10 protein-coding genes are annotated in these 12,285 nt (G+C 71.6%); 2 read left to right on the forward strand and 8 right to left on the reverse strand.

Annotation, left to right across the window (positions count from 1 at the left end):
* Nucleotides 1–48: 48 nt before the first annotated feature.
* From AB0K92_RS27605 to AB0K92_RS27620, 4 genes are read right to left on the reverse strand one after another with little or no spacing between them, the layout of a single operon-like run.
* Complete coding sequence (locus AB0K92_RS27605; RefSeq protein WP_365927191.1) at nt 49–951, reverse strand: sugar phosphate isomerase/epimerase; 903 nt, start codon at nt 949–951, stop codon at nt 49–51.
* Between the two features lies 1 nt (nt 952).
* Nucleotides 953–1,831 carry an ATP-binding cassette domain-containing protein gene (locus tag AB0K92_RS27610; RefSeq protein WP_365927193.1) on the reverse strand — a complete coding sequence of 293 codons (879 nt, stop codon included), beginning with the start codon at nt 1,829–1,831 and terminating at the stop codon, nt 953–955.
* A 6-nt stretch (nt 1,832–1,837) separates the two neighbouring features.
* On the reverse strand, nt 1,838–2,914 hold the full coding sequence (locus AB0K92_RS27615) for an ABC transporter permease (RefSeq protein WP_365927195.1): 1,077 nt from the start codon (nt 2,912–2,914) through the stop codon (nt 1,838–1,840).
* The gene (locus tag AB0K92_RS27620; RefSeq protein WP_365927197.1) at nt 2,914–3,951 is read right to left on the reverse strand and encodes a sugar ABC transporter substrate-binding protein; all 1,038 of its coding nucleotides are present in this window, start codon (nt 3,949–3,951) and stop codon (nt 2,914–2,916) included. The genes AB0K92_RS27615 and AB0K92_RS27620 overlap by 1 nt, the downstream gene beginning before the upstream one ends.
* Nucleotides 3,952–4,184: 233 nt before the next feature.
* On the opposite strand from AB0K92_RS27620, the gene AB0K92_RS27625 reads away from it, so the two are divergent.
* A complete protein-coding gene (locus AB0K92_RS27625) occupies nt 4,185–4,946 on the forward strand; it encodes a GntR family transcriptional regulator (protein ID WP_365927199.1) in 762 nt (253 codons plus the stop codon).
* Nucleotides 4,947–4,977: 31 nt separating this feature from the next.
* On the opposite strand, the gene AB0K92_RS27630 is transcribed toward AB0K92_RS27625, so the two are convergent.
* The 4 genes from AB0K92_RS27630 to AB0K92_RS27645 all read right to left on the reverse strand — a co-directional run bounded on the left by AB0K92_RS27630 (nt 4,978) and on the right by AB0K92_RS27645 (nt 11,229).
* Nucleotides 4,978–5,616 carry a ScbR family autoregulator-binding transcription factor gene (locus tag AB0K92_RS27630; protein ID WP_365927201.1) on the reverse strand — a complete coding sequence of 213 codons (639 nt, stop codon included), beginning with the start codon at nt 5,614–5,616 and terminating at the stop codon, nt 4,978–4,980.
* A gap of 143 nt (nt 5,617–5,759) precedes the next feature.
* Nucleotides 5,760–6,524 (reverse strand): glucose 1-dehydrogenase, encoded by a 765-nt coding sequence (locus tag AB0K92_RS27635; RefSeq protein WP_365927203.1) that lies wholly within the window; start codon nt 6,522–6,524, stop codon nt 5,760–5,762.
* Nucleotides 6,514–9,939 (reverse strand): carboxylic acid reductase, encoded by a 3,426-nt coding sequence (gene car, locus AB0K92_RS27640; RefSeq protein ID WP_365927205.1) that lies wholly within the window; start codon nt 9,937–9,939, stop codon nt 6,514–6,516. Before car ends, AB0K92_RS27635 begins: the two co-directional genes overlap by 11 nt.
* Before the next feature lie 381 nt (nt 9,940–10,320).
* Nucleotides 10,321–11,229 carry a zinc-binding dehydrogenase gene (locus AB0K92_RS27645; RefSeq protein ID WP_365927207.1) on the reverse strand — a complete coding sequence of 303 codons (909 nt, stop codon included), beginning with the start codon at nt 11,227–11,229 and terminating at the stop codon, nt 10,321–10,323.
* A 204-nt stretch (nt 11,230–11,433) separates the two neighbouring features.
* On the opposite strand from AB0K92_RS27645, the gene AB0K92_RS27650 reads away from it, so the two are divergent.
* Nucleotides 11,434–12,177 carry a ScbR family autoregulator-binding transcription factor gene (locus tag AB0K92_RS27650; RefSeq protein ID WP_365927209.1) on the forward strand — a complete coding sequence of 248 codons (744 nt, stop codon included), beginning with the start codon at nt 11,434–11,436 and terminating at the stop codon, nt 12,175–12,177.
* The last annotated feature ends 108 nt before the right edge of the window (nt 12,178–12,285 follow it).

Here is a 12,285-nt window from a genome sequence, read left to right on the forward strand (position 1 = left end):
CGCCGAACCGGTGACGGCGGTCCACGCCGCGCTGCCACAATCGGGCGGTCAGGCGCCGCAGGAGCGCAGGAAGCGGCGGGTGCGGATCGCGATGGGCAGCGGCTTGTCCGGTTCGCAGGGGTACATGTCCTGCTCGACGATCGCGAACAGTTCCACGCCGAGGCCCTGGGCGGCCGTCAGCACCGGTTCCAGCTCCGGCACCCCGGAGGGCGGCTCGCACATCACACCGCGCCGCACGGCGGGCCCGAACGGGATCTCGTGGGCGACGACGTCGGCCAGGATCTCCGGGTCGACCTGCTTGAGGTGGAGGTAGCCGATGCGCTCGCCGTACGTCTCGATCAGCTTGACGCTGTCGCCGCCGCAGTAGGCGTAGTGCCCGGTGTCCAGGCACAGGTTGACGAGGTCGGCGTCGGTGGAGTCGAGGAAGCGCTCGACGTGCGCCTCGGTGTCGATGTGGGTGTCGGCGTGCGGGTGGACGACGATGTCCAGGCCGTAGGTCTCCTTGACCTCGTGGCCGAGGCGTTCCATGCCCTTGGTCAGGTACGCCCACTGCTCGCCGGTCAGCTCCGGCGGCTCCAGGATCTCGGCGGTCTTGTCGTCCCGCCAGAAGGAGGGGATCACGACGAGGTGCCTGGCGCCCATCGCCTGGGTGAGGGCGGCGACCTGGGCGACGTGCTCCCAGGTGGCGTCCCAGACGGCGGGGCCGCGGTGCAGGCCGGTGAAGACGGTGCCCGCGGAGACCTTCAGGTTCCGCTTGGCCACCTCGTCGGTGAGGCGGGCCGGGTCGGTCGGGAGATAGCCGTACGGGCCGAGTTCGATCCAGGAGTAGCCGGCCTCGGCGACCTCGTCGAGGAAGCGTTCCCAGGGCACCTGGCGCGGGTCGTCGGCGAACCAGACGCCCCAGGAGTCGGGGGCGGAGCCGACCCGGATGCGGTCGAGCACAGGGGCCATGTCAGGTGTTTCCTTCCGGACGGGACGCGGGGGCGGACGCGGGGGCGCCCTCGGGACCGGGCTCGTCGGGGAGTTCGCCGACGTCGACGCCGCGGACCTGGGCGAGTTCGTGCTTGAGGGCGGCGAGTTCGGCTCCGCCGGCCATGTGGTTGGTCAGCTCCTCCAGGGTGACCTGGCTGCGGTCGGCGGACAGTTCCAGGGTGCCGAGGCGGAGCACGCTGAAGTGGTCGCCGACCAGGTAGGCGTGGTGGGGGTTGTGGGTGATGAAGATGACGCCGAGGCCGCGGTCGCGGGCGGCGGCGATGTACTTCAGCACCACCCCGGACTGCTTGACGCCGAGGGCGGCGGTGGGCTCGTCGAGGATGAGGACGCGGGCGCCGAAGTGGACGGCGCGGGCGATGGCGACGCACTGGCGCTGGCCGCCGGAGAGGGTGCCGATGGGCTGTTCGAGGTCGTCGAGGACGATGCCCATGGCGCGCAGTTCCTCGTCGGCGGTCCGTTTCATCGTCTCGATGTCGAGGCGGCGGACCGGCCAGGGCCCCTTGGTGATCTCGGAGCCGAGGAAGAAGTTCCGCCACACCGGCATCAGCGGGACGGTCGCGAGGTCCTGGTAGACGGTGGCGATGCCCCGGTCGAGGGCCTCGCGCGGGGTGGAGAAGCGGACCGGTTCGCCGTCGACCAGGAACTCGCCCTCGGTGTGCTGGTGCAGCCCGGACACGATCTTGATGAGGGTGGACTTGCCGGCCCCGTTATCGCCGAGCACGCACGTCACCCTGCCCGGCCGGACGGTCAGGTCGACGCCGTGCAGGGCGCGGATGTTGCCGTACGACTTGCCGGCCGCGCGCAGTTCGACGAGGGGGGTCTCGGTCGCGGTGGTCATGGGTGGCTACCTCCGGGTCGCGGTCCTGCGGACCCACAGATTGATCAGGGTGGCGCCGAGCAGCATCACGCCGAGGAAGGCCTTGAACCAGTCGGGGTTCCAGCCGGCGTAGACGATGCCCTGCTGCACCATGCCGAACATGAAAGCACCGAAGACCGGGCCGATCGCGGAGCCGTAGCCACCGGTGAGGAGGCAGCCGCCGATCACCGCCGCGGCGATGTAGATCAGCTCCTGGCCGACGCCCTCGCCGGACTGCACGGTGTTGAAGGAGAACAGCTGGTGCATGCCGACGAACCAGGCGCCGAAGCCGACCAGCATGAACAGCGAGATCTTGGTGAAGGTGACCGGCACGCCGACGGCGCGGGCGCTGTCCTTGTTGCCGCCGACGGCGAAGATCCAGTTGCCGTACTTGGTGCGCAGCAGGACCCAGGTGGCGAGGGCGGCGAAGACCAGCCACCACACCACGGTGATCTTCACCTGGACGCCGCCGACGTCGAAGGAGGAGGCGAAGAGCGCCTTGGCCTGGCCGAAGCCGTCCATGTCGCTGATGTCGTCGGTGGCGACGTTGCCGGTGATCAGCTTGGTGACGGCGAGGTTGACGCCCTGGAGGATCAGGAAGGTGCCGAGGGTGACGAGGAAGCTCGGCAGCCCGGTCCTGACCAGCATCCAGCCGTTGAACAGGCCGATCGCGAGGGAGGCGACGAGGGCGGCGATCACGCCGGCCCAGACGTTCATGGTCAGCTGATAGCTGATCATGCTGGCGGTGAGCGCGGAGGTGATGACCGCGACGCCGGACGACAGGTCGAACTCGCCGCCGATCATCAGCAGCGCCACCGGCAGGGCCATGATCCCGATGGTGGACGACTGGTAGAGGATGTTCGCCATCGAGCTGCCGTCGCGCACCGCGGGCGCGGCGACCAGGAAGAACACGAACACGGCGACGGCGCCGAGGAAGACGCCGACCTCCGGGCGGGCGAGCAGGCGCAGCGCCGGCGGGCGCCGGGCGGTGCGCCCGTCGGACTGCTGGGAGCCGGGGGCCGGTGGGGTGGTCACCGCCGGCGCGGCCTGCGGGGTCGTGCTCATCACCGGGTGCCCTTCGCGGCGAACTGCGCGATCTGTTCGACGTTGGACTTGTCGACGAAGGCCGGTCCGGTGAGCACCGGCTGCTCGCCGCCGCCGCTGTAGTTGCCGTTGTTCTCGTAGAGCCACAGGGAGTCGACCGCGAGGTAGCCCTGGAGGTAGGGCTGCTGGTCGACGGCGAACTCGATGGAGCCGTCGCTGATGGCGCCGGTGAGCTGCTTGTTGAGGTCGAAGGTGGCGATCTTGGCCTTGCTGCCGGACTCGGACACGGACTGCGCGGCGGTGAGCGCGAACGGGGCGCCGAGGGTGACGACGTAGTCGATGGCGTCGTCCTCCTTGAGCTTGGCGCTGATCGTGGACTTGACCGAGGGCATGTCGGTGCCGTTGACGTAGAGAGTCTCGGTGTCGCCGGAGAAGGTCTTCTTCACGCCGTCGCAGCGCTGGGTGAGGCCGATGTTGCCCTGTTCCTGGATGACGCAGACGGCCTTCTTCGCGCCGGTCTCGTTCAGCCGCTTGCCGAGCGCCTCGCCGGCCACGTTCTCGTCCTGCCCGAAGAACTCCATGAGGCCGAGTTTCTGCCACTCGCTGACCCCGGAGTTGAGGCCGACCACGGGTATCCCGGCGGCCTTCGCCTTGGCGATCACGTCCTTGAGGGCGTCGGGCTTGGCGAGGGTGATCGCGATGCCGTCGACCTTCTGGTCGATCGCGTTCTGCACCAGGTTGGCCTGGTTGCCGGCGTTGGGGTCGGCCGAGTAGACGAGCTTGACGTTGTCCTTGTCGGCGGCGGTCTGGGCGCCCTTGCGGACGATGTCCCAGAAGGTGTCGCCGGGCGACTGGTGGGTGATCAGGGCGACCGTCATCCGGGGTGTGCCGGCCTTGCCCGCGGCGGCGCCCCCGGTAGCCGGCTCCTCGGCCTTCTTGCCGCCGGAGCTGCTGGAGCAGCCCGCGAGGACCAGGGCCGCTGCCGCTGCCACGGCCAGGGCTGAGGTGATGCTGCGGGAGCGGGAGCGGGACGAGCGGTCCCGAGGAGTGCGGTCCATCTTTCCTGCACCTCACTGTGCGACGGGGGAAGCACGGCTCTTGCCTTGCGGCTGTTGCGTCGAGGCCTTGCGGCTCTTGCGTTGAGACCGGATTCCATCCCTTGGCGCGCTCCCTGTCAATACTTTGTTAAGACATCATTTCACGAGCAGGTCCGAATGTAAGTACAAATGATGGACAAGGGTCGCGCCCACCGTCTACACCTGGTGACCGACCGCCCACCGGAGGTGTCCCCGTGGCGAGCACCGTCTCCGCACTCGATGCCGTGCGCCTCACCCTCGACCGCACCAGCCCGGTCCCCCTCTACCACCAGCTCGCCCGGCAGCTGGAGGAGGCGATCGAGCAGGGGGCGCTCGCCCCCGGGAACCTGCTCGGCAACGAGACCGGCCTCGCCGCCCGGCTCGGACTGTCCCGGCCGACGGTCCGTCAGGCCATCCAGTCCCTGGTCAACAAGGGACTGCTGGTGCGCCGCCGCGGGGTGGGCACCCAGGTGGTGCACACCCAGGTCCGGCGCCCGCTCGAACTGAGCAGCCTCTACGACGACCTGCGCGCCGCGGGACAGGATCCGGCCACCCGCGTGCTGCGCAACGAACGCGCCCCCGCACCCGCCGACGCGGCCGCCGCGCTCGGCGTTCCCGAGGGCACCGAGGTCGTCGTCCTGGAGCGGCTGCGGCTCACCCACGGCCGGCCGGTGGCCTTCCTCCGCAACCACCTGCCGCCGGACCTGCCCGGCCCGGACACCGCCCGGCTGGAGACGACCGGCCTCTACCGCCTGCTGCGCGCCGCGGGCCGCAGCCCGCGCAGCGCCCGCCAGACCGTCGGCGCCCGCTGCGCCACCCCCGCGGAAGCGGCCCTCCTCGACGAACCCGCGGGCGCGGCCCTGCTCACCATGCGACGCACCGCCTACGACGACACCGGCCGCCCCGTCGAGTACGGCAACCACGTCTACCGCGCCTCGCGCTACGCCTTCGACTTCCGGCTGCTGGTGCGCGCGTGAGCGGGTGAAGTGCGCCCCGAGCGGGGGCGGTTCAGGACGCCTGCTGCTGTGACGTCAGGAGCCGCTCGGCGCGGTAGGGCGAGGCGTCGAGTTTGGCGAGGACGCCGACGCTGGCCACATTGGGCAGGATCAGCTGGTACAGGCGGGAGATCTCCTCGGCCAGGCCGAGCCGGTCCGGCAGCGCCTCGGTCACCAGCTGCACCCCGGTCCAGGCGCCGACGGTCAGCCGTGCGATCTCCTCGGGGACCGCGTGCGGCAGCAACTCGCCGCGCCTCTTGGCCTCGACGAGCAGATCCCGGCCGACGTCGATCCAGTCGGGCCAGCGGGTCCCGAACAGGCTGCGCGCCCGGGGATCGACGGACAGCTGGACGGCGGCCCGCAGCATCGGCTCCCTGGGCAGGCGGTGGGCGAGCAGCAGTCCGAGGTCCACCCACTCCTGGAGCTTGTACGTCTGCGGGATGATCCCCTCGCGGGTCACCGCGCGGGCGAGCACCCCGTGCGCCATGGCCTCCTTGGTCGGGAAGTGGAAGTAGAGGGCGCCGCGGGTCAGCCCGGTCCGCTCCACCAGCGCCGCGATGGTGGCGGCCTCGTAACCGACCTCGATGAACAGGCTCGCCATGGCCTCGAGAATGGAATCACGCGTGCGGATCGCACGCTCCTGCCGCGCCACTCGGCCGCCCCCAGACTCGCCCCCACGTCCAGGGAACGCTGATCACATCAACTCCTACCGAAGGTTCGGTATGTTACCAAGACCGGTACGCGGAGCCGGAGAAGGGGGAATTCTCCGGCTCCGCGTACCGCGGCGGGCGTCCGTCACTGGTTGACGAAGCCGCCGTCGACGGGCAGCACCGTTCCGGTCAGGAACGGGCAGCGATCGCTCAGCAGCCATGCCGCGGCGGCGGCGATCTCCTCCGGATCGGCCGTACGGCCCTGCGGGGTCATCGAGTTGACCGTCTGCTCCAGGCCCGGGTTGCGCCGGAACCAGTCCTCGGTGATCTCGCTGCGCGTGGTACCGGGGGCGATGGCGTTCACCCGGATGCCCTGCTGGGCGTACTCGTCGGCCGCCGCCCTGGTCAGGCCGACCACCGCGTGCTTGGCGGCGACGTAGGGGGCGGCCGCGGGAATCGCGACCAGCCCCGCCACGCTGGAGTTGTTGACGACGGCGCCCCCGCCGTGCCGCAGCATGGCCGCGATCTCATGGCGCAGACAGTTCCACACGCCGCGGACGTTGACGTCCATGACGGTGTCGTAGACGTCGTCGGTCATCAGGTGCAGCGGAGTGCGGTCCCCGCCGATGCCGGCGTTGTTGAACGCCCCGTCCAGCCGCCCGTACTCGGTGACGGCGAACTCGACGGCCCGGGCCGCGTCGTCGGCGACGGTGACGTCGCAGCTCACGTACGCGGCCTCGGCACCCTTCGCCCGCAGTTCCCCGGTGAGCCGCGCCAGCCGGTCCACCCGGCGGGCGGCGAGCACGACCGTCGCCCCCTCCTGGGTGAACACTCGTGCCGCGGCCGCGCCTATGCCACTGCTCGCTCCGGTGATCAGGACGACTTTCCCGGCGAGGAGATCACTGTTCATGGCGTGTGCCTACCACAGGCCGCGCCAGTGCCCTCAGGTCCGCCGCATACTTCGCGACAAGATCGCGGGAGAGGCTGGGGATGTCCCGGTGGGCGCCGATCCCGCCGGCCCGCACCGCGGCGCGGAACCGCTCGGAGGGGATGACCGATCCGGGCACCGGCTCCTCGGGCTCCTTGAAGCCGTGCAGGATGGGCAGCGCGGCGTATTGCCGCTGGTCCTCGGGCAGGGCGCGCATCGCCGCCTCGAACCGGACGTACCAGTCGGCGTAGTCGTCGACCCGTTCGATGCGGTGCCCGGACTCCGTCAGCCAGTCGACGAAGGTGTCGAGGGAGACACCGTCGTCGTGGGGGTTCACGAGACTGAACGTCCGGTACTCGTCGGTCGCCCCGTCACGGCCGCCGAGGGCGACGACGGCGGCGGCCGTGAAGTCGACGGGCAGACCGTCGTAGTGGGCCCTCGCGCCGCCGGCGCGGTAGAAGCTGCGCGGCGCGATCCCGGTGGCGAGCACGCTGAACAGCAGCCGGCTGAACATGTCGGGGACGTTCAGCTGTCCGCCGTACCGGCTGTGCGCCAGGATCATGTTGGACCGGAACGTGGTCACCGGCAGCCCGCACAGGTCGTGCGCCTCCCGCAGCAGCACCTCACCGGCCCACTTGCTGGCGGCGTAACCGCCGGCGTAGCCCCCGTCGACCGGCAGCGCCGGCATGGCCTCGCGGACGTCGGAGTCCTCGTCGAGCGCGGGCTGTCCCGGGCGGGCGGTGGCGACGGCGACGCTGGAGATGTAGGTGACCGGCTTCATCCGGCGGGTCAGCGCCAGCTGGATCAGCTCGGCGGTGCCGACCACGTTGGCGTCGAACAAGTGCGGGTACGGCAGCACATGGTTGACCAGGGCGCCCGCGTGGACGATCAGGTCGACCTCGTCGGCCAGCCGGTCCCAGGTGGCCTGGTCCAGCCCGAGCCGCGGCTCGGCCATGTCGCCCGCGATCACCTCCAGACGGTCCGCGGCGAGCTTCTCGTAGGTGCGGACCAGCTCCGGGTCGCCGCTGTCGAAGGCCGCGTCCAGGCGGCGCCGGGCCGCCTCGGCGTCCTTGCCGCGCACCAGGGCGATCAGCCGGCCGCCGGCCGGTGCCAGTTCCTCCAGCCACTGCAGGGCGAGGAACCGGCCGAGATAGCCGCTCGCCCCGGTCAGCAGCACGGTCCGCGGCGCCCCCTGCGGCCGGGGCAGCGCCGCCGCGTCGGTGAGGGTGCGCGCGTCGATGAACCGGTCGAGCGTGAGGTCCTTGGCGTACACCTCGGTGGAGTCCGCGCCGTGCACCGAGGCGAAGGTGGGCCGGTCGGCGGCCTCCCCGCGCCTGGCCTCGATGTGCTCGGCGAGGTGCCGCAGGTCGTAGGCCGGGCTGATGACCATGTCGACCGGCACGCGGACGCCGAAGGTCTCCTGCAGCAGGTTGGCGAAGGACACCGCGGACAGCGAGTCGCCGCCCAGGTCGCGGAAGTGGGCGCCGGGGCTCACCTCGGCGGCCGTTCCGGCCAGCAGCGCCCGCGCGGCCCGCTGCACCGTCTCCAGCACCGGCCGGTCCGCGCCCGAGCGGCGGATCTCCCGCAGCTCCTCGTCCTCGCGGCGGGCGGTCTCGGCGTAGAGCTGTTCCAGCCGCTCGCCGTACCGCTCCACCAGCCGGGGCCACAGCAGCTTGCGGTGGTCCGAGAGCAGGCCGTTGGCCTGGCTGAACGGTTCCGTCTCGATGAGGACGTCACGGGGGATCTCGTACGAGTTGAGCCCGGCCTCCTTGGCCAGGTCCTGGAACGACACGCTCAGCCGCCGCTTCAGCTCCCGCTCGTCCGCGCCGAACTCGCGCTGCGCGTCGGGGGTGGGGACGACCACGGCGAGCAGGTACGAGCGCTCGCTGTTGCCGTACACGAAGATCTGCCGCACCAGCGGGCTCGCGGCGAAGACGGCCTCCAGCCGGGAGGTGGCCACGAACTCGCCCTGCGACAGCTTCAGGACGTTCTTGCGGCGGTCCACGATCGCGATCCGGTCGGGGCCCAGCTCCGCGACGATGTCGCCGGTCTTGTAGTAACCGTCCTCGTCGAAGAGTTCGGCGGTCAGCTCGGGCTGCTTGTAGTAGCCGGGGATGATGGCGTCGGTCTTCAGCAGGAGTTCGCCGCGCGGGTACGGCGAGTCGGTGCGGAAGTAGCCGAGTTCGGGCACGTCGGCGAGCTTGTAGTCGGTGACCGGCGGGCGCAGCAGCACGCCGTCGACGGACACGCCGGCGGCCTCCGTGGAGCCGTAGACGTTGTGCAGTTCCAGGCCCAGCAACGACTCGGTGAACGCGGTGAGTTCGGCGGACAGCGGGGCGGAGCTGCAGCTGGCCCAGGTGACCCGGCCGCCGAGGACGTTCTCGCGGATGTCGGTGCGCACCTCGGCCTCGGCCGCCTCGCGGTCGGCGCCGGCGGCGACCCGCCGGTCGACCTCGCTGCGGAACCGCTGGTGGAGCATCTCGCACACCCGCGGCACCAGGGACAGCTCGGTGGGGCGCGCGAGGGCGATGTCCTCGAAGAACGTCGACAGATCACTGCTCGCGGTGAAGTAGCTGGTGCCGCCGCGCACCATGGTGGCCTTCAGCGAGGAGTGCCCGGCGACATGGCTCATCGGCATGTAGTGGAAGGTGACCGCGTAGCTCTCGTCGAACAGCTTCGCCCACGCGCCGCCCCACATCGCGCCGGCCAGCCGTTCGGTGTACATGGCGCCCTTGGGGGTGCCGGTGCTGCCGGAGGTGTAGATGAGCATCGCCAGCGGGTCCTCGCCCTCGGGCGCCTCGTACAGCGGGGCCTCGGGCAGGGCGGTGCCCCGCTCGACGAGGTCGGTGAGGGAGTCCACGACGACGCCGGGGCGGGTCTCGGCCAGGCGCGCGCGGGCCGCGGCGTAGGTCTCGCGGTGGTCGTCCGCCTCCGGGTGGTAGTCGAAGACCACCACCCGCCGCACCGACGCGTTGTCGCGTATCAGGTCGACGGCGGCGTCGAGCCGCTCCAGGCTGGTGGCCACGACGAACGGCTCGGTCTCCGCGAGGATCGACCTCAGCTGGGCCGGCGCGGCGCTGGTCTGCAGCGGGACGGTCACGGCGCCGAGGTGGATGCAGGCGAGGTCGATCGTCGTGTAGTCGCGGCTGGTGAAGCCGAGGATGGCGACGCGCTCGCCGGCCCTCAGCGGGTGTTCCGGGTGGTGGTGCCACTCGCCCGCCACGGCGCGGACCCGCGCCCACAGGTCGCGGTAGCTGGTCGTCTCGTAACGGGGCAGCAGCCGGATGACGGTCCGGCCCGTCTCGGCGTCCCGGGCGTACTCCTTCACACGTTCGCCGATGGCGGGCCGGTCCGCGTGGCGCTCCATGACGGATGCCACCACCTGGGCAAGTCGCATTTCTGGGTCTCCGCGTCGCATGGTGGGCCGACTTCAGGGCTGGGGAAGCGTGACGGCTGGGGTGCGCGACGTCCGTGTGCCCGAGCGGGCGGCGTCGCGGGACTCGCGGGCCGCCGGTGCGGATCGGCCCGTGCCGTTTCCAGCTCTCACCCGATGCTAGGCACGGTGCACGCGATCCCCGAGTGATCCACCGACGATCTGTCAGGTCGCGACGACGATCCGTCAGGTCGCGCGGACGATCCGTCAAGTTGCGGGAAAGGTCCGTCAGGTCCGTCGCTGGGATCCGTCAAGTCCGGGGCCCGGTCGACGTGTTCGCCATGTCGCGGTGTGCCCGGCCGGCCGCGGGATCCGGCCGCTGCGCCGGGCGCAGACCCGCCGCGGTCAGGGGCGCAGCAGCACCTTGCCCGTGGTGCGCCGGGCCAGCAGATCCTCGTGGGCCCGGCGGGCCTCGGTCAGCGGGTAGGCCGGGTGCACCACCGGCTTGAGCCGGCCGCGCGCGGTCAGGTCCAGCAGTTCCCGCAGGGGTTCGGCGAAGGCACCCGGCCGGGCCAGCGTGGGGCGCAGCCAGAAGCCGACGACGGCGGCGTTCAGCCGGCTGAGGCGAGCCGGGTCGACGGGGGTGAAGCCGGTGCGCGCGGAGTTGCCGTAGGTGACGAGGCGGCCGCCGGAGGCCAGGGAGTCCAGCGCGCGGTCGAACAGCTCACCGCCGACCGCGTCGAGGATCACGTCGGCCCGTTCGGGCAGCGGGTGGTCGACGACGGCGTCGGCGCCGAGGTCCAGGGCGAGCTGCCGTTTCCCGGGCGAGGAGGTCTGCGCCCAGACCCGTCCGGCCCCGAACTCCCTGGCCAGCTGCACGGCGAGGCTGCCGACGCCGCCGGCCGCGGAGTGCACGACGACGGTCTCCCCGGAGCGCAGCCGGGCCGCGGTCCGCAGCAGGTGCCAGGCGGTCAGGCCCTGCACCAGCAGGGCGAGGGCCGCCCCGGCGTCCAGGTCGTCGGGGATCTCCACGAGCGCGGACCGCTTCGCCACGGCCTGTTCGGCGTAGCCGTGGGAGACGCGGGCCAGTACGCGTCTGCCGTCCTCGGTACGGCCGACGACCTCGCTGCCGGGGATGTACGGCAACTGGTCGGCGGCGAGGTAGGAGCCGTCCACCTGGTGGGTGTCGGCGTAGTTCACTCCGGCGGCCTCGACGGTGATCAGGACTTCGTCCGGTCCCGGCCGCGGGGCGGGGACATCGACGGCGGCGAGCACTTCCGGACCGCCGAAGCGGTCGAACTGGATGGCGATCATGACAGGTACGATATTCCGCCAGGGTCGGTAACGTGCCGTCCATCTCCCCTTGGTGACGTGGTAAGAGTGAAGCGGTGCACGGGGACGTGCGCCCGCGGGTCCTCTGTGTCCGGTGCCCGGCGTCGCCGCCCGGCACGTCCGCGTGCGGGTCACCGCTCCTCGCCCACCACTCCTCTTCCTCCCTCTCCCGGAGTGCGCAACGTCATGCAGGACCGTGCCGCAAAGACGCGTCGTCAACTGATCCAGTCCGCCGCCGAGGTCTTCGACCGGTCGGGCTTCGCGGGATCCTCGATCGGACAGATCTGCGCCCTGGCCGGGGTGAGCCAGGGTGCGCTGCACTTCCACTTCCGCAACAAGCGGGCCCTGGGCGAGGCCGTGGAGTCGGCCGCGGCCGAGATCCTGTGCCGTATCACCGCGCCGGATCCGCACGCGCAGCACGCCCAGCACGCCCAGCACGCGCAGCACGCGCCGCTCCAGCTGCTCGTGGACATCTCGCACCGGCTGGTCCGGCGCGTCTGCCAGGACCCGGTGCTCAGGGCCGGTTTCGGTCTCGCGCACGACGCCGCCTGGGGCAGCGGGTCGGTTCTGTGGCCGCTGTGGCGCGACCGGGTGCGCGGGCTGCTCACGGCCGCCCGGCACCAGGGCAGTCTGGCCCCCGGCGTGGACGTCGACGAGGTGGTCGCCACCGTGACGGCGGTGACGGCGGGGGTGGAAGGGCTGGAGCGGGGCCGTAACTGCCCGCCGTCCGCGTCTCCGATGACCCCGTTCTGGCGGCTGGTGCTGCCCCAGCTCACCGCGGAGGGCGTGCGCGACCGGATCGACCCGACGGGCAGCGGTGTCGCCCTGACCGTCGAACCGCCCGCGCCGGACTGGCGGTTCGACGACTGGCCGGTCTCCGAGGGCTGCGCCACCGCCCCGGCCGGGCGGGAAGTCTGCTGCGTTCCTTAGGGGTGTCCGCCAGGGGTGTCCGCCAGGGGTGTCCGCCAGGGGTGTCAGCCGGCTCGCGGTGTCCGCCACCTCGCGTCGTCCCCCACAGGGACAGGCCTGGCTGGGCAC

Source organism: Streptomyces sp. NPDC052687, assembly GCF_040678395.1.
In the GTDB taxonomy this organism is placed as follows: domain Bacteria; phylum Actinomycetota; class Actinomycetes; order Streptomycetales; family Streptomycetaceae; genus Streptomyces.